The organism is Klebsiella sp. K5-45 (assembly GCF_030128605.1).
GTDB classification, from domain to species: domain Bacteria; phylum Pseudomonadota; class Gammaproteobacteria; order Enterobacterales; family Enterobacteriaceae; genus Klebsiella; species Klebsiella quasipneumoniae.
The window spans coordinates 72,798-93,161 of sequence record NZ_JAKUZW010000002.1; the positions used below are offsets into that span (position 1 = coordinate 72,798).

General features: G+C 60.4%; 22 protein-coding genes and 1 pseudogene. 15 read left to right on the forward strand and 8 right to left on the reverse strand.

The window, feature by feature from the left end; translation table 11 throughout:
• Positions 1–39: 39 nt before the first annotated feature.
• The 5 genes from urtA (at position 40) to urtE (ending at position 5,525) form a co-directional block, all read left to right on the forward strand.
• Complete coding sequence (gene urtA, locus MKS11_RS04240) at positions 40–1,311, forward strand: urea ABC transporter substrate-binding protein (protein WP_049115620.1); 1,272 nt, start codon at positions 40–42, stop codon at positions 1,309–1,311.
• 61 nt (positions 1,312–1,372) lie between these two features.
• Positions 1,373–2,947, forward strand: a complete 1,575-nt coding sequence (urtB, locus tag MKS11_RS04245) for an urea ABC transporter permease subunit UrtB (protein ID WP_065802356.1) — start codon at positions 1,373–1,375, stop codon at positions 2,945–2,947.
• Positions 2,947–4,020, forward strand: coding sequence for an urea ABC transporter permease subunit UrtC (urtC, locus tag MKS11_RS04250; RefSeq protein WP_048294833.1), 1,074 nt, complete (start codon positions 2,947–2,949; stop codon positions 4,018–4,020). Before urtB ends, urtC begins: the two co-directional genes overlap by 1 nt.
• Positions 4,020–4,817, forward strand: coding sequence for an urea ABC transporter ATP-binding protein UrtD (gene urtD / locus MKS11_RS04255; RefSeq protein WP_087771725.1), 798 nt, complete (start codon positions 4,020–4,022; stop codon positions 4,815–4,817). Before urtC ends, urtD begins: the two co-directional genes overlap by 1 nt.
• A 9-nt stretch (positions 4,818–4,826) precedes the next feature.
• The gene (urtE, locus tag MKS11_RS04260) at positions 4,827–5,525 is read left to right on the forward strand and encodes an urea ABC transporter ATP-binding subunit UrtE (RefSeq protein WP_004205977.1); all 699 of its coding nucleotides are present in this window, start codon (positions 4,827–4,829) and stop codon (positions 5,523–5,525) included.
• Between the two features lie 35 nt (positions 5,526–5,560).
• Here the strand turns inward: urtE and MKS11_RS04265 are convergent, their stop codons facing one another.
• Complete coding sequence (locus MKS11_RS04265; RefSeq protein ID WP_004205976.1) at positions 5,561–6,043, reverse strand: helix-turn-helix domain-containing protein; 483 nt, start codon at positions 6,041–6,043, stop codon at positions 5,561–5,563.
• 129 nt (positions 6,044–6,172) lie between these two features.
• The gene (gene ydeE / locus MKS11_RS04270; protein ID WP_043519536.1) at positions 6,173–7,369 is read right to left on the reverse strand and encodes an efflux MFS transporter YdeE; all 1,197 of its coding nucleotides are present in this window, start codon (positions 7,367–7,369) and stop codon (positions 6,173–6,175) included.
• A gap of 194 nt (positions 7,370–7,563) precedes the next feature.
• On the opposite strand from ydeE, the gene eamA reads away from it, so the two are divergent.
• Positions 7,564–8,463: an O-acetylserine/cysteine exporter gene (gene eamA, locus MKS11_RS04275; RefSeq protein ID WP_087771726.1), complete on the forward strand. Its 900-nt coding sequence runs from the start codon at positions 7,564–7,566 to the stop codon at positions 8,461–8,463.
• A gap of 48 nt (positions 8,464–8,511) precedes the next feature.
• Here the strand turns inward: eamA and marB are convergent, their stop codons facing one another.
• The 3 genes from marB to marR are packed head-to-tail and all read right to left on the reverse strand — an operon-like array spanning position 8,512 to position 9,600.
• Positions 8,512–8,730: a multiple antibiotic resistance protein MarB gene (gene marB, locus MKS11_RS04280; protein WP_087771727.1), complete on the reverse strand. Its 219-nt coding sequence runs from the start codon at positions 8,728–8,730 to the stop codon at positions 8,512–8,514.
• Positions 8,731–8,770: 40 nt separating this feature from the next.
• Positions 8,771–9,145, reverse strand: a complete 375-nt coding sequence (marA, locus tag MKS11_RS04285) for an MDR efflux pump AcrAB transcriptional activator MarA (protein ID WP_002904397.1) — start codon at positions 9,143–9,145, stop codon at positions 8,771–8,773.
• Positions 9,146–9,165: 20 nt separating this feature from the next.
• Positions 9,166–9,600 (reverse strand): multiple antibiotic resistance transcriptional regulator MarR, encoded by a 435-nt coding sequence (marR, locus tag MKS11_RS04290; protein ID WP_017900358.1) that lies wholly within the window; start codon positions 9,598–9,600, stop codon positions 9,166–9,168.
• A 261-nt stretch (positions 9,601–9,861) separates the two neighbouring features.
• On the opposite strand from marR, the gene MKS11_RS04295 reads away from it, so the two are divergent.
• Positions 9,862–10,530, forward strand: coding sequence for a MarC family NAAT transporter (locus MKS11_RS04295; protein WP_004205969.1), 669 nt, complete (start codon positions 9,862–9,864; stop codon positions 10,528–10,530).
• A 67-nt stretch (positions 10,531–10,597) separates the two neighbouring features.
• On the opposite strand, the gene MKS11_RS04300 is transcribed toward MKS11_RS04295, so the two are convergent.
• Positions 10,598–11,797 carry a sugar transporter gene (locus MKS11_RS04300; RefSeq protein WP_087771728.1) on the reverse strand — a complete coding sequence of 400 codons (1,200 nt, stop codon included), beginning with the start codon at positions 11,795–11,797 and terminating at the stop codon, positions 10,598–10,600.
• 201 nt (positions 11,798–11,998) lie between these two features.
• Here MKS11_RS04300 and MKS11_RS04305 point away from each other — a divergent pair, with 201 nt between their 5' ends.
• Together MKS11_RS04305 and MKS11_RS04310 are read left to right on the forward strand one after the other, a co-directional pair.
• Positions 11,999–12,793 (forward strand): PhzF family phenazine biosynthesis protein, encoded by a 795-nt coding sequence (locus tag MKS11_RS04305; RefSeq protein ID WP_032456012.1) that lies wholly within the window; start codon positions 11,999–12,001, stop codon positions 12,791–12,793.
• Positions 12,793–12,873 (forward strand): annotated as a pseudogene (locus tag MKS11_RS04310) (DeoR/GlpR transcriptional regulator); the annotation flags it as partial. The gene MKS11_RS04305 and the pseudogene MKS11_RS04310, both read left to right, overlap by 1 nt.
• Before the next feature lie 21 nt (positions 12,874–12,894).
• On the opposite strand, the gene MKS11_RS04315 reads toward MKS11_RS04310, so the two are convergent.
• Complete coding sequence (locus MKS11_RS04315; protein ID WP_032456013.1) at positions 12,895–13,839, reverse strand: L-lactate dehydrogenase; 945 nt, start codon at positions 13,837–13,839, stop codon at positions 12,895–12,897.
• Positions 13,840–13,984: 145 nt separating this feature from the next.
• On the opposite strand from MKS11_RS04315, the gene MKS11_RS04320 reads away from it, so the two are divergent.
• The gene (locus MKS11_RS04320; RefSeq protein ID WP_087771729.1) at positions 13,985–14,467 is read left to right on the forward strand and encodes a GNAT family N-acetyltransferase; all 483 of its coding nucleotides are present in this window, start codon (positions 13,985–13,987) and stop codon (positions 14,465–14,467) included.
• Here the strand turns inward: MKS11_RS04320 and ptrR are convergent.
• Positions 14,421–15,299: a putrescine utilization regulator PtrR gene (ptrR, locus tag MKS11_RS04325; RefSeq protein ID WP_032456014.1), complete on the reverse strand. Its 879-nt coding sequence runs from the start codon at positions 15,297–15,299 to the stop codon at positions 14,421–14,423. The two genes, MKS11_RS04320 and ptrR, sit on opposite strands and share 47 nt — an antisense overlap.
• Before the next feature lie 106 nt (positions 15,300–15,405).
• Between ptrR and sad the strand changes: the two genes are divergently transcribed.
• From sad to MKS11_RS04350, 5 genes are all read left to right on the forward strand, one after another.
• Positions 15,406–16,791, forward strand: coding sequence for a succinate-semialdehyde dehydrogenase (gene sad / locus MKS11_RS04330; protein WP_049115611.1), 1,386 nt, complete (start codon positions 15,406–15,408; stop codon positions 16,789–16,791).
• A gap of 80 nt (positions 16,792–16,871) precedes the next feature.
• Positions 16,872–17,798, forward strand: coding sequence for a glutaminase B (gene glsB, locus MKS11_RS04335; protein WP_004205960.1), 927 nt, complete (start codon positions 16,872–16,874; stop codon positions 17,796–17,798).
• Complete coding sequence (locus MKS11_RS04340; RefSeq protein ID WP_004205959.1) at positions 17,798–18,166, forward strand: DUF4186 domain-containing protein; 369 nt, start codon at positions 17,798–17,800, stop codon at positions 18,164–18,166. The genes glsB and MKS11_RS04340 overlap by 1 nt, the downstream gene beginning before the upstream one ends.
• Before the next feature lie 114 nt (positions 18,167–18,280).
• A complete protein-coding gene (locus MKS11_RS04345) occupies positions 18,281–19,705 on the forward strand; it encodes a sensor domain-containing diguanylate cyclase (RefSeq protein ID WP_284109386.1) in 1,425 nt (474 codons plus the stop codon).
• 77 nt (positions 19,706–19,782) lie between these two features.
• Positions 19,783–20,313 carry a GNAT family N-acetyltransferase gene (locus tag MKS11_RS04350; RefSeq protein ID WP_284109387.1) on the forward strand — a complete coding sequence of 177 codons (531 nt, stop codon included), beginning with the start codon at positions 19,783–19,785 and terminating at the stop codon, positions 20,311–20,313.
• Positions 20,314–20,364: the final 51 nt, after the last annotated feature.

The window sequence follows — 20,364 nt, forward strand, 5'->3', positions numbered from 1 at the left end:
CTGTTAATTCTTTATTTTTGCGCTACTCAGGAGTGAATCATGCAACGAAGAACGTTATTAAAAGCTTTTGCACTCTCCGCCTCTGTTATGGCTATGGGTCTCTCCGTCCAGGCCTATGCCGCCGACACCATCAAAGTCGGGATTATGCATTCGCTCTCCGGGACGATGGCGATTTCCGAAACGCCGCTGAAGGACGTCGCCCTGATGGCCATCGACGACATCAACGCCAAAGGCGGGGTGTTGGGCAAGAAGCTGGAGCCGGTGGTGGTCGACCCGGCCTCCAACTGGCCGCTGTTCGCCGAGAAGGCGCGCCAGCTGCTGGCCCAGGACAAGGTGGCGGTGGTGTTTGGCTGCTGGACCTCGGTCTCGCGTAAATCGGTCCTGCCGGTGTTTGAGGAGCTGAACGGCCTGCTGTTCTACCCGGTACAGTACGAAGGGGAAGAGATGTCCCCCAACGTCTTCTATACCGGCGCGGCGCCTAACCAGCAGGCCATCCCGGCGGTGGAATACCTGCTGAGCGAGGACGGCGGCGGCGCCAAACGCTTCTTCCTGCTGGGAACCGACTACGTTTATCCGCGCACCACCAACAAGATCCTTCGCGCCTTCCTGCATGCCAAAGGGATCCAGGACAAAGATATCGAAGAAGTGTACACCCCGTTCGGCTATAGCGATTACCAGACCATCGTCGCCAATATCAAAAAATTCTCCGCCGGCGGCAAAACGGCGGTGGTCTCTACCATTAACGGCGATTCCAACGTGCCGTTCTATAAAGAGCTGGCTAACCAGGGGCTGAAAGCGACCGATGTGCCGGTGGTGGCCTTCTCGGTGGGGGAAGAGGAGCTGCGCGGCATCGATACCAAACCGCTGGTCGGCAACCTCGCGGCATGGAACTACTTTGAGTCGGTCGATAACCCGACCAACAAAGCCTTTGTCGCCGATTATCGCGCTTACGCCAAAGCGCACAAGCTGCCGAATGCCGATACGGTGGTGACCAACGATCCGATGGAGGCGACCTGGGTGGGTCTGCATATGTGGGCGCAGGCGGTGACCAAAGCCGGCACCACCGACGTGGACAAAGTGCGCGACGCTATGGCCGGACAAACCTTCAAAGCGCCGTCCGGTTTCACCCTGACGATGGATGCCACCAACCACCATCTGCATAAGCCGGTGATGATCGGTGAAATTGAAGGCAACGGCCAGTTCAACGTGGTCTGGCAGACCGATGAGCCCGTCCGCGCGCAGCCGTGGAGCCCGTGGATCCCCGGTAATGATAAGAAACCTGACCATCCGGTGAAAACCGTCAGCCAGTAAGCGCCAGGGCCGACGGAGCGGGAACGTCGCGTCCGTCGGCCGCTGACCAGAGGAGAACGACATGAACGCATTGCGTCTCATGAGTGTGTTGACGCTACTGCTGATCCTGCTGCCATGGCGGGCACAGGCCGCGGAGGCGGACGACTTCGTTGCCGCCAGCCGCAGCCAGCAGGCGCAGCTGTTGACCCAGTGGGCGGCAGCGCCGCAGGCGGATCGTCTGCCGTTGCTGCGGGCGTTGACCACCGAGAGCCTGGTGATGGACGACGGAAAACATGCTTTCCGCACCCGACAGGGCGGATTACAGCCATTGGGTGCCGTCGCCGCGCCCCAGGGCGAAACCCGACCGGTGCGTCTGACCAACCGGCTGCGCAATCTGGCCGCCGGCGCGCTGGCCAGCCATCTTATTTTAAGTGACAACGTCACAGAGCGAGCGTCCGCGGCGCGCACTCTGCAGCGGGAAGCGACCCCGTCCATGGCCGCGCTGCTGCAGCAGCGGCTGAAGGCGGAAAGCGATGATAATGTGCGGGGCCTGCTGGAGGTGGCGCTGGCCCGGCTGCAGCTCACTCAGCCTGAGGCCGGCGCGCGGCTGGCCGCCGTGACGCTGCTCGGCCATTCCGCGGACCCGGAAACCCAGGCGCTCCTGATCCCCTTTACCGATGCCCAGCATGAGCCGGATGCGGCGGTGCGCGAGGCGGCCAGCGACAGCCTGCAAAAGATCAAACATCGTCTGCTGATCGGCGATCTGCTGGGCCAGGCCTTTATGGGACTGTCGCTGGGATCGGTGCTGCTGCTGGCCGCGCTGGGGCTGGCGATCACCTACGGCCTGCTGGGGGTGATTAACATGGCCCATGGCGAGATGCTGATGATTGGCGCCTACAGCTGCTGGCTGGTACAGCAGGCGCTGGCGCAGCTCGCGCCGCAGTGGCTGGCCTTTTATCCGCTGGTCGCGCTGCCGGTGGCGTTTCTGGTGACCGCCGGGATCGGCATGGCGCTGGAGCGCACCATTATTCGTCATCTGTATGGTCGGCCGCTGGAGACGCTGCTCGCCACCTGGGGGATCAGCCTGATGCTTATCCAGTTGGTGCGCATGCTGTTTGGCGCGCAGAACGTGGAGGTGGCGAACCCCGCCTGGCTCTCCGGCGGTGTGCAGGTCCTGCCGAACTTGATCCTGCCGTGGAACCGGCTGGCGGTGCTGGCGTTCGTCCTGCTGGTGCTGTGCTTTACCTGGCTCATCCTGAACCGCACCCGCCTCGGCATGAACGTCCGCGCCGTGACGCAGAACCGGGCGATGGCCGCCTGCTGCGGCGTGCCTACCGGGCGGGTGGATATGCTGGCCTTTGGCCTCGGCTCCGGTATTGCCGGGCTGGGCGGCGTGGCGCTGTCGCAGCTCGGCAACGTCGGGCCTGAACTGGGTCAGGGATACATCATCGACTCGTTTCTGGTGGTGGTCCTGGGCGGCGTCGGCCAGCTGGCCGGCAGCGTGGCGGCGGCCTTTGGGCTGGGCATTTTCAACAAAATTCTCGAACCGCAAATGGGCGCTGTGCTGGGCAAGATCCTGATCCTGGTGATGATTATTCTGTTTATTCAGAAACGCCCGCAGGGTCTGTTCGCGCTGAAAGGGAGGGTGATTGACTGATGAGCCAACCTGTTACCTTAACGCTGGCGCAGCGCGCGCCGCGGCCTCTGCGCTGGCTGGGGATCCTGCTGGTGCTGGGGCTGCTGAGCATGCCATTTCTGGCACTGCTGCCGGCCTCCCATCCGCTGGCGGTGCCGAGCTGGCTGCTGACCCTGAGCGGTAAAATCCTCTGCTACGCCATTGTGGCGGTGGCGCTGGATCTGGTCTGGGGCTACGCGGGTATGCTGTCGCTGGGGCACGGGATTTTCTTTGCCCTCGGCGGGTACGCTATGGGCATGTACCTGATGCGCCAGGCGGCGGGCGACGGTCTGCCGGCGTTTATGTCTTTTCTCTCCTGGAGCGAACTGCCCTGGTTCTGGTGGGGCACGCAGCATTTCGCCTGGGCGATGGCGCTGGTGGTGCTGGTTCCCGGTCTGCTGGCCCTGGTTTTCGGCTGGTTTGCCTTTCGCTCGAAGATCAAAGGGGTCTATTTCTCGATCATGACCCAGGCCCTGACCTATGCCGGTATGCTGCTGTTCTTTCGCAACGAGACCGGGTTTGGCGGCAATAACGGTTTCACCGGTTTTACCACGCTGCTGGGTTTTCCGGTCACCGCCACCGGCACCCGCGCCTCTCTGTTTATGGCCACGGTTTTGCTGCTGTTGCTGACCCTGTGGCTGGGCTCGGCGCTGGCGCAGAGTAAGTTTGGCCGGATCCTCACCGCGGTGCGGGATGCTGAGAACCGCCTGATGTTCTGCGGGTACGACCCGCGCGGCTTCAAGCTGCTGGTGTGGACGCTGTCGGCGGTACTCTGCGGCCTGGCGGGGGCGTTATATGTCCCGCAGGTGGGGATCATCAACCCCAGCGAGATGTCGCCGACCAACTCCATTGAGGCTGCCATCTGGGTGGCTCTCGGCGGGCGCGGCACCCTGATCGGCCCGGTGCTTGGCGCCGGGCTGGTCAACGGCGCGAAGAGCATTTTCACCGTGGCGATGCCGGAGTACTGGCAGCTGTTTCTCGGCCTCATCTTTATCATCGTAACCCTGTTTTTACCCCGCGGGGTGATGGGCCTGCTGCGTCGAGGAGACCGCTAATGCAACCGGATGAAGGACTGTTTACCCGCCAGCTGCCCGGCGATCGCTTTCGTGCGCAAACCGACCCGGTACTGCAGCTGGAGAACATTAACGTCAGCTTTGATGGTTTCCGGGCGCTGACGGACCTGTCGCTGGCGATTGGCGTCGGCGAGCTGCGCTGTGTGATCGGCCCCAACGGCGCGGGCAAGACCACCCTGATGGATGTGATCACCGGCAAAACCCGGCCGCAGAGCGGCAAAGCGATCTATGACCAGTCGGTGGATCTGACCACCCTCGAACCGGTGGCCATCGCCCGCCAGGGCATCGGGCGCAAGTTTCAGAAGCCGACGGTCTTCGAAGCGCTGACGGTGGCGGAAAATCTCGCCCTGGCGATGAAGGGAGATAAATCGGTGTGGGCCAGCCTGCGCGCCCGGCTGAGCAGTGAACAGGACGATCGACTGAATGAGGTGCTGCGCCTGCTGCGTCTTGACGGCGAACGCTACCGCCAGGCGGGGCTGCTTTCCCATGGTCAGAAACAGTTCCTTGAGATCGGCATGCTGCTGGTGCAGGAGCCGCATCTGCTGCTGCTTGATGAGCCAGCGGCCGGCATGACCGATGCGGAAACCGAATATACAGCGGAGCTGTTTCGTACGCTGGCCGGACAGCACTCCCTGATGGTGGTGGAGCACGATATGGGATTTGTCGAGACTATCGCCGACCGGGTGACGGTCCTGCATCAGGGCCAGGTGCTGGCGGAGGGATTGCTGCGGGAGGTGCAGGCCAATGAGCAGGTCATTGAAGTTTATCTGGGACGTTAAGGAGCGCCAATGTTACAGGTGAGTCAGCTACATCAATACTACGGCGGCAGCCATATTTTGCGTGGGGTGGATTTTTCCGCCCGCCAGGGCGAAGTCACCTGCCTGCTGGGGCGCAACGGCGTCGGCAAGACCACCCTGCTGAAATGTCTGATGGGGCTGATCCCGGCGCGCAGCGGTGAGGTACGCTGGCAGGATCAGAACATTACCCACCGTAAACCGCACCAGCGGGTACAGGCCGGGGTGGCCTACGTCCCTCAGGGACGCGAGATTTTTCCGCGCCTGACGGTGGAGGAAAACCTGCTGATGGGGCTATCGCGCTTTCCCGCCCGCGAGGCGCAGCAGGTGCCGGAGGAGATTTACCAGCTTTTCCCGGTGCTCAAGACCATGAAGCAGCGGCGGGGCGGTGACTTATCCGGCGGCCAGCAGCAGCAGCTGGCGATCGGCCGGGCGCTGGCCAGCCGTCCGCAGCTGCTGATCCTCGATGAGCCCACCGAGGGGATCCAGCCCTCGGTCATCAAAGAGATTGGCGAGGTGATCCGTCAGCTGGCGAGCCGCGGGGATATGGCCATCCTGCTGGTGGAACAATTCTATGACTTTGCCGCCGGGCTGGCGGACCACTACCTGGTGATGTCGCGCGGCGCCATCGTCCAGCAGGGCAAGGGCGGAGATATGGAAACCGACGGCGTACGCGCCCTGGTGACTATCTGAACGGACCGGCGGCGTTCGCGCCGCCGGTTTCCTTGCTATTTACGCAGCAGCCGCTGCAGGCGCGCCTGGCGCCAGTTTTTGATCCATTCGCCGAACACGAACAGGCGTAATCCTCTCACCGCCAGCAGAGCGCCCCAGATCAGGGCGACCCAGCCGGACCAGGTGTACTGCGGGTTAGTGTACCGGTTGAGCAGCGCCAGCAGCACGCAGACCACCAGCGCCACCGACAGCGAACGAAAAAAGCGGCTCTCCTGCTGCACCCGCGCTTTCGCTTCCTCTATACGCAGATCCAGCGAGGCTTCCGGGCCCGGCGCGCCCTCCCGCGAGGCTTCGCCGCCGATCTCGGCCACCGTCACCTCAAAGACCGCGGCGAGGGCGCTGAGGGTCTCCAGTCCCGGGCGTTCGCCATTCTCAATGCGCTGGATCGTGCGGACGCTGAGACCCGCCATTTCGGCCAGCTGTTCCTGGGACCAGGCGCGCTGCAGCCGTAATTGTTTGACCTGATTGTTGCTGTTCATATTTGTATGCTCCATAACGTTCTGCGGATGTAAACCTGTGATGGAGTATGGAAAAGCGGGCCGCCAGCCACCACGACAGCGACCCGACAACGGCCCGACAGCAACCTGACAGCCGCATGCCAGCTGGCGTCAGGCGTTGGCCAGCGGAGAATCCGGTTGCCAGGGGCGGGCATTGATCCCGCGGAAAATCATCAGCCAGGCGGCGACAATGGCCCCGATAAGAATGACAAAAAGCGACCAGTGCGGCAGATGGGTGAGGATCATCCCGGTGAACATAGGGTTGAATGCCGCGCCCAGCCATCCCAGCGACTGAGCGGAGAAGTAGCTGGCCTTCATTCCCGGCGGGGCGATATGGTCAATCAGCATATACTCGCCGGGGGCATAAATCACCTCGCCAAGGGTGAAGACTGCCGCCGAGATCCCCCATGCCCACAGGCTGGCGCCGGAGAACATAAAGCCCACGAGGCCGATCACAAAGCAGACGGTGCCGAAGGTCATCAGCGGGCGGATATTTCTGGCGCTCAGTCGCCGGCCAACCGCATACTGCAGAGCGACGACCACCGCGGCGTTAACCGGCAGCACCACGGCCACCACTTTTTCGGCGAAGTCGCTGCTGGCGACCACCAGTACGTACTGCGAGATACAGGAGGCGAAAGCGCCGCCGACGAAGGAGGCCAGCAGCCCTGAACAGGTAAACCACAGCAGCGCGCGGTCGCGCAGCAGCACCGAAGGCGTCCAGACGGCAGCCCCTGGCTGGGCGGCGGCGGCGCCATCTCGCTGCAGAAACAGCTGAATAAACACTAACGGGAAGGCGGCGCAGGCTGCCGCCAGCCAGAATGGCAGATTAATGCTGTGCATCACCAGCAGCGTGCCGATGGGCGGTCCGACGGTCCAGCCGATGTTGAGGATGGTGTAGTTCAGCGAGAAGATGCGCGCTTTTTTCTCCGCCGTCAGCCGGTCGGCGAACCAGGCTTTCAGCACGGTGGAAAAGACCGAGTAGGCGCAGTTGATCAGCGCAAAGAAGATCACCACCAGGATAGCGTTATTGACCAGCGGTATCGCGCTGAAACCAAGGATAAACACCAGCACTGACCACACCATATAGCGCTTTTTGTCGAACTTGTCCGCGAGGATGCCAAAGCCCATGCTAAACAGCACGCCGACCACGAGGGCCAGCGACAGGGCGTAGCCAATCACATCCACCTCCAGCTGATAGCGTCGGGTGAGGTAGATGGTCATAAACGGCAGTGTGGCCCCGCGGCCGATAGTCAACAGTAGCGACGATGCCAGCAGCGCGATAGTGGAGCGCCGGAGTGTGGTGATCATGATTTCCTTGCCTGTCATGTTGTTATAATTTTATGTCTTCGATCACAAATAACACGGCCATCACGCCTTGTACAGGTCGCCCCGGTGGCGATAGGCACTTCCGAACCTGCCAAAAATAATGATCTATCCTGGCGACCGCTTTTTCGCTACTTTGATTTTGTTCACAAAAATTCTAATAACGACAGAGGCAGGGTATGACGAGGAAAGATGGACTGCTGGCGCTGCTGGTAGTGGTGGTGTGGGGGCTTAACTTCGTGGTGATCAAGCTGGGATTGCACAATATGCCGCCGCTGATGCTGGCGGGCCTGCGCTTTATGCTGGTCGCCTTCCCGGCGCTGCTGTTTGTCGCCCGGCCGGTCATTCCGCTGCGCCTGCTGCTGGGCTATGGCCTGACCATTAGCTTTGGCCAGTTTGCCTTTTTGTTCTGCGCTATCGGCCTGGGCATGCCGGCGGGGCTGGCGTCGCTGGTGCTGCAGGCGCAAGCCTTTTTTACCATCATTCTCGGCGCCTTCGTCTTTGGCGAACGCTTACAGGGCAAGCAGCTGGCGGGGATCGCGCTGGCGATCTTCGGCGTGCTGGTGCTGGTGGAGGGGAGCCTCGGCGGGGAGCATGTCCCGCTGGTGGGCTTTATGCTGACCCTGGCGGCGGCGCTCAGCTGGGCCTGCGGCAATATTTTCAACAAAAAAATCATGTCCCAGGCGACCCGCCCGCCGATCATGTCGCTGGTGGTGTGGAGCGCATTGATCCCGGTGCTGCCGTTTATGTTTGCCTCGTGGCTGATCGATGGCCCGCAGCTCATGCTGGCGAGTCTACGCCAGATCGATATGCTGACGGTTCTCTCGCTGCTTTACCTGGCGTTTATCGCCACCCTCGTCGGCTATGGTATCTGGGGCTCGCTGCTGGGGCGCTATGAAACCTGGCGGGTGGCGCCGCTGTCGCTGCTGGTGCCGGTAGTGGGGATGGCCAGCGCCGCGCTGCTGCTGGGGGAGACGCTGAGCGGACTGCAGCTCGCCGGGGCGGCGCTGATCATGGCCGGGCTCTATATCAACGTTTTCGGTCTGCGTCTGGTGCGGCCGGGCATGGCGCGCGGGTAAAAAAAAGCCCCGGAGACGGGGCTATACACAAGTATGCGTGTAATGGCATCACAGGTCGTGCTGCTGGTAGTACGGCACGCCTAGTTCGTCAGATTTATCATTGCCGGCCGCCATATGATTGAAATCAAACGGCGAGTCGTTATGGTCCGAAGGGAGAATCATTGTGTCACGCTGGTTTTGCCGCACCTGCGTGGTGGTTTGCTCCGCAAAGCTGAAGCTGGATGCCAGCGACAGAAGGACGATAGCTGCGGCAGCGAATAGTTTCATGATTTCCTCAATACGTCTTTGATATTACAGGCGATTAACATCAGTTATTTAGCGGATGCAGATAGCGGGATTCGCCAGGTACATTCGTTATGCGATATTTGTGGGGCGGAACATCGAAATAGTTTTTAAACGTTCGCGTCAGGGTCTGCTGCGATTCGAAACCGTAGCGTTCCGCCAGGTACAGGATTGGCTCATTGCTCTGCTTGAGCTTTTGCGCAATCTCCGTCAGCTTACGGCTGCGGATGTACTGGCCGAGGGAATGGCCGGTCTCTTTCTTAAACATACGTTGCAGGTGCCACTTGGAGTAACCTGAGCGCTCAGACACTTTTTCCAGCGACAGGGGCGATTCCAGGTTATCCTCGATCCACGACAAAATACTATGGATAGTGATGGCGTCATTATTACGTCTGGACATCATCTTACCTCTTCTTATTGTTACGGCAGGACCTTCTTGAGGAGTTGCTCAAGCATGGCGACTTCGTCCGCCGACAGATTTTTTGTTAACTCCTGGTGTAACTTCTGACCCACAACCTGATGACACTGCTCGCAAAGGGCTGCGCCGTCTGGCGTCAACTGCACCAGCACACCGCGCTTGTCGGCGGGGTTGGGTAACCGTTCAATCCAGCCTTTACACGCCAGGCGGTCGAGCATACGCGTCATCGCGCCCGGGTCGACGGAAAGCACGGTTTTCAGCTCAACGGGGGTAATACATACCTCGCAACGAATGGAACAGAGCACCCGAAACTGGGTCGCGGTAATATCCATGGGTGAGAGGTAGTCGTTGAGCAGGCGATCTTTTTTCTGGTTAACCATCTGGATCAAGCGGCCCAGCGGAATCATCTCGTTGAACAGGTCGCTGGTATTTTTCATGATGGTTGCCCAGGCAATGATTTAGTTGCGAGTGATACTATTGCCCAGGCAATCATAAGTCAACATTATGAATTAGCCGATGCCACGATTTGCTAAAACAAAAAAATTCGACGCGTGTCACTGTTTGTGAATTTTCTAACGCTTGTTAATTTTTGGCGAAAGTGATTTATCAGCTGGCTGGCGTTGGAATTGTTGAAGCCGGTATACTCACGGACTGAAACCATCTTTAAAAAATGAATATTTACGGGACTTTATTTAACTATGTTCGATTTGTTTAAAGCGATAGGGCTCGGCCTGGCGGTGCTTTTACCGCTGGCGAATCCGCTGACTACCGTGGCGCTGTTCCTCGGCCTGGCGGGCAATATGAACAACGCCGAGCGTAACAAGCAGGCGTTGATGGCCTCGGTGTATGTCTTCGCCATCCTGATGGTGTCATGGTATGCCGGCCAGGTGGTGATGAATACATTCGGCATATCAATACCTGGGCTGCGAATCGCCGGGGGGTTGATTGTGGCCTTTATCGGTTTCCGTATGCTGTTCCCCCAGCAAAAAGCCCACGATTCGATGGAAGCGAAGATCAAATCGGAAGAACTACAGGATGAGCCGACCGCCAATATCGCCTTTGTGCCGCTGGCGATGCCAAGCACCGCCGGTCCGGGCACCATCGCGATGATCATTAGTTCCGCCTCGACCGTCAAGCACGGGGTGGACTTCCCGGAGTGGGTGGTGCTGGCGGCGCCGCCGATTATCTTTGCCCTGTTGGCGATCATTCTCTGGGGTTGCCTGCGCAGTTCGGGGGCGATTATGCGTCTGGTAGGCAAAGGCGGCATTGAGGCCATCTCACGACTGATGGGCTTCCTGCTGGTCTGCATGGGCGTGCAATTTATTATTAATGGCGTGCTGGAGATCATTTCGACCTGGCATCCCTGACCGCGGTGATGCGCAGAGAGACAACAGCCCGCCGGAGCGATACCGGCGGGCTTTTTTTGCGGCTAAATTAAGAGTGGTGCGGCTGGTGTTCTTCCAGCGATACCGGCCAGCGGCGGAAGATCAACAGGGCCCAGATCAGGCCTGCCAGCGCCGGGATAGCGCCGATATAGCCGATGGAGGTCATAGAGAGATGCAGACTCACCTGGCTGCCCACCAGCGCGCCGGCGCCAATGCCGATATTAAAGATGCCCGAGAACAGCGACATGGCGACGTCGGTGGCGTCCGGGGCGGAGGCCAGCACTTTCACCTGCATGCCGAGACCGATAATCATAATCGCCACCCCCCAGAAGATGCTGAGCAGCATCAGGTGGTGCGGGTTATGCGAGGCCGGCAGAAGCAGCAGCAGACAGGCCAGCAGCAGGCCGATGGCGAGGCTTATCAGCCCCGAAGCGTGCTGGTTACCGAGCTTGCCGAACAGAATGCTGCCGATAATCCCGGCCCCGCCGAGGATCAGCAGCAGCACGGTGGCAAAATTGCCGCTCAGACCCGCCACCGTCTGGACGAAGGGTTCGATATAGCTGTAGGCGGTATAATGTGCGGTCACCACCACCACGGTCAGAATGTATACGCTGACCAGCGCCGGGCGACGGAACAGCACCGGCAGGCTCTTCAGCGAGCCTGAGTGTTCGCTCGGCAGAGTCGGCAGCAGTTTCACCAGGCAGACCAGGGTGGCTAACGCGCCCAGGCCGATCGCCAGGAAGGTCATTCGCCAGCCAAAATACTGGCCGATGATGCGGCCGATCGGAATCCCAAACACCATCGCCAGCGCGGTACCGGTGGCGATCAGACTGAGCGCCTGCGCCCGTTTGCCCGGGGGCGCCATGCGGATGGCTAGCGCCGACGTTATCGACCAGAACACCGCATGGGCGAAGGCGATGCCGATGCGGCTGATGACCAGCACGTCAAAATTCCATGCAAAGAACGACAGCACATGGCTGGCGATAAACAGAATAAACAGGCCGATGAGCAACCGCCGGCGCTCCACTTTGCTGGTCAGCAGCATAAACGGCAGCGACATTAACGCCACCACCCATGCGTAGATGGTCAGCATCATGCCCACCTGGGCAGTTTCCATGCCGAAGCTGTCGGCAATATCCGACAGCAGACCGACCGGGGCGAATTCTGTGGTGTTAAAAATAAACGCGGCGATGGCCAACGTCACGACACGTAGCCACGCTACCTTGCGTGAGACCGTATTCGTAGTCATAAGCTCTGGACTGGTGATTCAGGGGAAGATGTGACGCCGATCATAAAACGTTTGCTGGCGAAAAGACAATCATTATGTGATCTGCCTCTCATTTCACTGCAAGCAGCCAGGCGCGGTTAAGCAATTAATTTTGCTATGGATAGTGTCAGAGGGGCGCTTTTATGTCATGTTGAAGGAAAGTAAAAAAAGTAAGGACAGTGTATGCAGGAAATTCAATTTTATCTGGTCGATGCTTTCAGCGATAAAAACTTCGGTGGCAATGCCGCGGCCGTCTGCCCCCTCAGCGAGTGGTTAGCCGACGATGTGCTGCTGAAAATGGCCCAACAGCATAATCAGTCCGAAACGGCGTTCTTCGTCCGCACCGACGAAGGCTATGAGCTGCGCTGGTTTACCACGCTGCACGAGATCAACCTCTGCGGTCATGCCACCCTGGCCGCGGCGCACGTTATTTTTGAATATCTCGACCATCCCTCGGCGACCATCACCTTCAGCACCCGCTTCGTTGGCGACCTGCGAGTCACCCGCAGCGGAGACTGGCTGACGCTCGACTTCCCGGCGTGGACGACCAGCCCGGTGGCCAACCCGCCGGCGGACCTGCTGGCCGGACTAGGCCTCGAGGCGGCCGTCGAGGTACGTGAAGGGCGCGATTATCTGGTGCTGCTGGCGGATCGTCAGCAGGTTGAAGCGGTGCGGCCGGACATGGCGCGCCTGCAGACGCTTGGCAAAATGATCTGCGTCAGCGCGCCGGATGAGGAGTATGACTTTGTCAGCCGCTTCTTCTGCCCGGGTGAAGGGGTGCCGGAGGATCCGGTGACCGGCTCCGCCCATAGCATGCTGATCCCCTGGTGGGGCGAAAAACTGGGGAAAACCACCATGATGGCGCGCCAGGGCTCCGCCCGCGGCGGCGACCTGCGCTGCCAGTGGCAGGGCGACCGAGTGCTCATCGGCGGCCAGGCGACCACCTATCTGCGCGGAACGATTTATCTGCGAGGGTAATCGTTACCGACAGCCACCTGCCGGAAGCGACCCGCGAGGCGCTGGTGACCCTTTCCCCACAGCTGATCATTGCCGACTGAACCAGACGTCGCCGTCTGCCATCAGGGCAGACGCGCGATATTGGCTTTGATTACCGCAATCGACTGGCTGAACTTCGCCTGCTCTTCGTCGGCCAGCCGCAGTTCGATAATCTGCTCCACGCCCCCCTGGGCCAGCACCGCCGGCACCCCAGCCGCCGCGCCGCAGACCCCGTACTCACCGTCAAGAATGCAGGAGACCGCCAGCGCGCGGTGGCTACCGGTAAAAATATTACGGCAGATCTCGGCGATGGTGCCTGCCACACCATATTCCGTACAGCCTTTCCCGGCGTAGATCTCAAACCCCAGCTTACGCACTTTGTCGGCCATCGCCTCGCGGTCGAGCGGCCGGCCGGTGCGCTGCTGGTAGAGGTCGGCTATCGGCGAGCCATACACCGAGGAGTGCGACCAAACCGGAAACTGAGTGTCGCCGTGCTCGCCGAGGATAAAAGCGTCGATGCTTTGGGCGCCAATGTTCAGCTCTTGCGCCAGCAGACGGCGCAGGCGGGTGGTATCCAGCCAGACGCCGGTGCCCAGCACCTGGCTGCGCGGCAGGCCGGAGAGCTGCCATACCTGCCAGGTGATGATGTCGCAGGGGTTCGTGGCCACCAGAAAGATGCCGTTAAACCCATTGGCCATCATCGTTGGCACGATGCGCTTCACTATCTTCGCGGTGGTGGTCAGTTCATCCAGTCGGCTCTGGCCTGGACGCAGCGCGCCGCCGGAGACGGTGATCACCGCGATGTCGACATCAGCGCAGTCGCTAGCCTCGCGGGTAGAGATGGTCATCATCCCCGGCAGATAGGCCGCGGCATCGCTGAGGTCCTGAGCGTGGGCCTCGGCGCGCTGTTGGTTAATGTCGACGAGGATCAGCTCCTCGCAGATGCTCTGATTGAGCAGCGCGTAGGCCGCCGACGCGCCGACGTTGCCGGCGCCAATAATCATCACTTTACGGGCTTTGGTGTGCATATTCAGCTCTCAAAAACGAACGGCAGGGGATAAAATTACTGTGTTTCAGTGAGTTAGCGCAAGTGGTTAGCGGCAATATAAGTTAATGCTATGGCGGAAACCGTCCTGAGGCGCGCTACAGTGGCGTAAAAAAAGGAGCTCACCTATGTATACCGTTACCGACATCGCCCCCACCGACGCCGAATTTACCGCCCTGATTGCCGCCCTCGACGCCTGGCAGGAGACACTCTACCCGGCAGAGAGCAACCATCTGCTGGACCTCGGCCAACTGCCGCCAGAGACAGTGATCGCCCTGGCGATTCGCAGTCCGCAGGGCGAAGCCGTTGGCTGCGGGGCCATTGTCCTCAGCGCTGAAGGTTTTGGCGAGATGAAGCGGGTCTATATCGATCCACAGCACCGCGGACAGCAGCTGGGAGAAAAGCTGCTGGCGGCCCTGGAGGAGAAAGCGCGGCAGCGCGAGTGCCATACTCTGCGCCTGGAGACCGGCATCCATCAGCATGCGGCCATCACCCTCTATACGCGCAACGGCTATCAGACCCGCTGCGCGTTTGCCCCTTACCAGCCCGATCCGCTCAGCGTGTTTATGGAGAAACCGCTGTTCGCCGATCTTCGTTCAGCAGCGCTATAAACGCCTCCAGCTGGCGGGTTTTGGCGCCCCGGCGCCACACCAGCCAGGTGGTGAGCCAGCGCCACTCTTCCGCCAGCGGCCAGGCGGATACCTGCTGATGGCCGGGCATACTTTCCAGCATACTGCGCGGGATCAACGCCAGGCCCGCTCCGGCGATCACGCAGGCCAGCATCCCGTGGTAAGACTCCATCTCGTGGATCCTGCCCGGGGTCGCTCTGTCGGCATGGAACCAGCTCTCAAAATGCCGGCGGTAGGAACAGTTGGCGCGAAAAGCGTAGACATTTGCCCCGTTCACTTCGCTGGCGCGGGCGATGGGCGCGTGGCCGTAGGGGGCGACGATCATCATCTCTTCAGGGAACACCGGCAGCCCCTCCAGGCCCGGATGCACCAGCGGTCCATCAACGAACGCGGCGCTCAGGGCTCCCTCAAGCACGCCGTCGATCATCGTCCCGGAGGGGCCGGTGGAGAGGGCGAGATGAATTTTCGGGTAACGCTGATTAAAGTGGGCCAGGGTGGTGGGGATCCGCACCGCCGCGGTGCTCTCCAGCGAACCGAGAGAGAACAGCCCCTGGGGTTCGTCGCCCGCCACCACCATTCGCGCCTCGTCAACCAGGGCGAGGATCTGCTGGCTGTAGCGTAAAAAGCTGTGGCCTGCGGGGGAGAGGCGCAGCCGCTGGTTCTCGCGAATAAACAGCTCAACGCCAAGATCAGCCTCCAGCTGGCGGATTCGGGTGGTGAGGTTGGACGGCACACGATGCACTTTTTGCGCCGCCTGGGTGATGCTGCCGGTGCTGGCGACAGCGTTAAACATCTCAAGTTGAGTCAGGTCCATACCATTCTTCTTTTGTGAATGCGTTGCTTAATATTATTCATTTTCAATGAATGGAAAGGTAAGCCAGAATACGCTCACTTCGCAAGCAACGAGAGAGAGAATAACGATGAATTTATCTGCAACGCACGCCGTCTCCGTCAACCCGACTACCGGTGAGGTGGTCTCCTCGCTGCCGTGGGCCAACGAACGCGAGGTCGACGCGGCTATCGCTCTCGCCGCGGCGGGTTATCGCCAGTGGCGTCAGACGCCGCTCGCCGCACGCGCCGACGCGCTGCGCCGCATTGGGGCCGAGCTGCGCGCCCGCGGTGAAGAGGTGGCCCAGACGATCACGCTCGAGATGGGCAAACCGATTGCTCAGGCTCGCGGCGAGGTGGCGAAATCCGCCAACCTCTGCGACTGGTATGCCGAACATGGCCCGGCGATGCTGGCGACCGAAGCCACCCTGGTGGAAAATAACCAGGCGGTGATCGAATATCGTCCGCTGGGGGCCATTCTGGCGGTGATGCCGTGGAATTTCCCGGTCTGGCAGGTGCTGCGCGGCGCGGTGCCGATCCTGCTGGCCGGCAACAGCTACCTGCTGAAGCATGCCCCTAACGTAATGGGCAGCGCCCGTCTGCTGGGCGAAATTTTTGCCGCCGCTGGCCTGCCGGAGGGGGTTTTTGGCTGGGTCAATGCCACCAATGACGGCGTTTCGCAGATTATCAATGACGACCGCATCGCGGCGGTGACCGTCACCGGCAGCGTCCGCGCCGGAAAAGCGATTGGCGCTCAGGCGGGCGCAGCGCTGAAGAAATGCGTGCTCGAGCTGGGGGGATCCGATCCCTTTATCGTCCTGAACGACGCCGATCTGGATGAAGCGGTAAAGGCCGCCGTCACTGGCCGCTATCAGAACAGCGGCCAGGTGTGCGCCGCGTCGAAACGATTTATCCTCGAAGCCGGCATTGCCGAAGCCTTCACCCGCAAATTTGTCGACGCCGTCGCGGCGCTGAAGATGGGCGATCCGCGCGACGAGCAGAATTACGTCGGGCCGATGGCGCGATTCGATCTGCGCGATGAACTGCACCAGCAGGTCACGGCGACCCTCGATGAAGGCGCGACCCTGCTGCTGGGGGCGGAGAAAATCGAAGGGGCGGGCAATTACTACGCGCCCACGGTCCTGGGCAACGTCACCGCCGGAATGACCGGCTTCCGCCAGGAACTGTTTGGTCCGGTGGCGACCCTGACCACCGCCCGAGATGCGGACCACGCGCTGGCCCTCGCCAACGACAGCGAATTTGGCCTGTCAGCAACGGTCTACACCACCGACGAGGCGCAGGCTCAGCGCTTTGCCCGCGAGCTGGAGTGTGGCGGCGTCTTCCTTAACGGCTACTGCGCCAGCGACGCCCGGGTGGCTTTCGGCGGCGTGAAGAAGAGCGGTTTTGGTCGTGAACTGTCGCATTTTGGTCTGCACGAGTTCTGCAATGCGCAGACCGTCTGGAAAGACCGTCGCTAATCTGCGTTTGCCCCTGACGACCGTCGTTCTCGTCTGCTATACTCGCCCACCAAAATTCGACGGTGGGCAAGGAGCCGCGTGTGGCGACGGTGATCAATAACGCAATGCTGGAAGCCATTCTGGCAGAAATCAGGCCGCTGATTGGCCGCGGTAAAGTGGCGGATTATATTCCGGCGCTGGCCAGCGTCAGCGGCGACAAGCTTGGCATCGCTATCAGTACAGTGGACGGGCAACATTTTGCCGCCGGCGATGCGCATGAACGATTCTCCATCCAGTCGATCTCCAAAGTATTGAGTCTGGTGGTGGCCATGAACCACTATCAGGAAGAAGAGATCTGGCAGCGGGTGGGGAAAGATCCCTCTGGCCAGCCGTTTAACTCGCTGCTGCAGCTGGAGATCGAGCAGGGTAAACCGCGCAACCCGTTTATCAACGCCGGGGCGCTGGTGGTTTGCGACATGCTGCAGAGCCGGCTCAGCGCGCCGCGCCAGCGGATGCTGGAGATAGTCCGCCGCCTCAGCGGCGTGGCCGATATCGCCTACGATCCGCTGGTGGCCCGCTCTGAGTTTGAACATTCGGCGCGCAACGCCGCTATCGCCTGGCTGATGAAATCCTTCGGCAACTTCCATAACGACGTCACCACCGTGCTGCAGAACTATTTTCATTACTGTTCGCTGGAGATGAGCTGCGTCGAGCTGGCGCGAACCTTTCTCTTCCTCGCCGACCGCGGCATCGCCCCGCACCTGGAAAAGCCGGTTATCGCGCCTATCCAGTCCCGTCAGGTGAATGCCCTGATGATGACCAGCGGCATGTACCAGAACGCCGGCGAGTTCGCCTGGCGCGTGGGGCTGCCGGCGAAATCGGGCGTCGGCGGCGGAATTGTGGCGATCGTGCCGCAGGAGATGGCGATCGCGGTGTGGAGCCCGGAGCTTGACGAGGCGGGTAACTCGCTGGCCGGGGTGGCGCTGCTGGAGAAACTGACTCAGCGGCTGGGGAGGTCGGTGTTCTGATGGTCGATCAGGATCGGTTGTTTGCTCGTCTGGCGCGCTCGACGTTTCGTTCGCGCTTCCGGCTGGGGATGAAAGAGCGGCAATATTGTCTCGATAAGGGACCGGAGGTCATCGACCAGCACGCCGCCGATTTCATTCGCCAGCGGCTGGCATCCGCCGCGCCGGCCAATGATGGCAAGCAGACGCCGATGCGCGGTCACCCGGTGTTTATCGCCCAGCACGCGACCGCCACCTGCTGTCGCGGCTGCCTGGAAAAATGGCACGCCATTCCCCACGGCCGCGCGCTGAGCGAGCAGGAACAGCGCTATATTGTGCAGGTGATCCACCGCTGGCTGGTGCTGCAGATGAACGCGCCGTCTGTGCGCTAATTTGCATTTGATCGGCGCCGGAGTATGCCTGATAAATATTCTCATGTTATGATAATCCGCTAACTAACTATTAACATAATAATTGCCTGAAACAATTAGACGGATAATTACTGAATGTCTTCACTGTCGATTCGGTCATTTACACTGTTTCGTGAAGAACAACCCGTGCGCGATGCACTGGTCTTATTTACGTTAACGCTACTGCTGCATTTTCTGGGCGCCATGCTGCGTCTGGTGCAGGAGCTCTCTTTCTTCTGGCCGCTCAACGCCGTGATGGCCGGGATTTTTGCGCGCTACGTATGGCTTAATCGCAGCTATTTTTATGCCGTCTGCTTTGCGGCAATGCTGGTCTATGACGGATTAACCTCGCGCTGGGGAATGGGCTTTGCCTCATTGCTGATTAACTTCTCCAATATTGTCTTTATTGTGACCCTGGCGCAGCTGGTGCTGTGGGATAAACGACGCGCCGATTCCATGCCAGGCCCGATTAACGCGCTTAATTTATTCTGTTTCTGTCTGTTAGCCGCGTTGCTGTGCGCAGCGGTCGGCGCGCTGGGGTCGGTGGACGTCGAGCGCGCCACCTTTATTCCCCAGCTGGCGGACTGGTTTAGCGAGCAGTTCTCGACGGCGGTGCTTATCCTGCCGTTTATTCTGACCCTGACGCTGCCATCCGCGTTAAGCGGTTTTCGCTTTCACCAGCTGCTGCCAGCGCTGGCGCTGGTGCTGTCGATTGCCCTCGGCGTGGCGGTGGGCGGCGCCGGCAGCATTACCTTCCCGTTACCGGCCCTGATCTGGTGCGCCGTGCGCTATCCGCTGCCGCTGACCTGCCTGTTGACCTTTCTCACCGGCATCGGCGAGATACTGCTGGTGGCCAACTCGTTAATTCACTTTTCGCCGGATACGCGAATGCAGCCGTGGCAGCTGTTCTCCACCCGCCTGGGGATCGCGGCTATGCTGATAAGCCCGGTGATCGTCGCCTCCAGCGTCGAGGCGATTAACATGCTGGTGAAGCAGCTGGCCCTGCGCGCTGATTTTGATTTCCAGACCCGCGTCTATTCCCGTTCCGGGCTGAGCGAGGCGCTGAAGCGCCAGGCGCTGCCGGCGGATAAGCTGCTGACGGTGATGGTGCTGGATATCGATGGCTTCAAGCGAGTGAATGATGCTCTGGGCCATGAAGGCGGCGATTGCGTGCTGACCCAGTTTGCCCAGCAGGTTCGACACCTGGTGGGCGAGCAGGGGATGGTTGCCCGTATCGGCGGCGAGGAGTTTGCGGTGGCCGCCGTCGTCGACAGCGCTCAGCAGGGCTATGTGCTGGCGGAGAAGATCCGCCAAGGTGTGGAGTCGCAACCCTTCGGCCTCGGTCAGAACCCGATCCATCTGACCATCAGTATGGGACTGGAGACCCGCGAGGTGGGCCACGCCCGCATTACCGAACTGTTTAACCAGCTGCTGCTGGCGGCGGATGATGAAATGGTCAAAGCCAAACAGACCGGCCGTAACCGCATCTGTATGCCGGCGCTCACCGAAAGCGCGCCATAAGAAAATCCTATCAGGATCTCTCTTGTGTTAATTTTTGGTTAAAAACATAGTGATGTGGTCGATAACAGGGAGCTCTTATGACCACATCCTTTTCACTGCGCACGCTGTCGCGTGACGATATTCTTCATCATCTTTCGGCATTAAGCGATATCCTGGCCAGCTGCGTTAACGGCGGCGCCTCGGTGAGCTTTATGCTGCCTTTTAGTCTGCAAACCGCGACGACCTTCTGGCAACGTACCGCTGACAGTGTGGCGGCCGGGGAGCGCATCGTGCTGGCCGCCCTTGACGCTGACTCGCGCCCCGTCGGCACCGTGCAGCTGATTATCAGCCAGCCGGAAAATCAGCCGCATCGTGCGGATGTCGCCAAACTTTTGGTTCACCAAAATGCCCGCCGCCAGGGTATTGCCAACGTGTTGATGGCGGAGCTGGAGCGAACCGCTCGCCGGGAAGGGAAGACAGTGCTGGTGCTGGACACGGCGACCGGCAGCGGGGCGGAGCAGTTCTATGTTCGCTGCGGTTGGGAAAAAGTGGGGGAAATTCCGCGCTATGCGCTGATGCCAGACGGCAAGATGACTGCCACCTCGCTGTTCTATAAGTTTCTGCCCTGACGGCCGCTATTGCAGAATGCTTTGATCAAAACAGGGTTTCAGTGGTCGTAA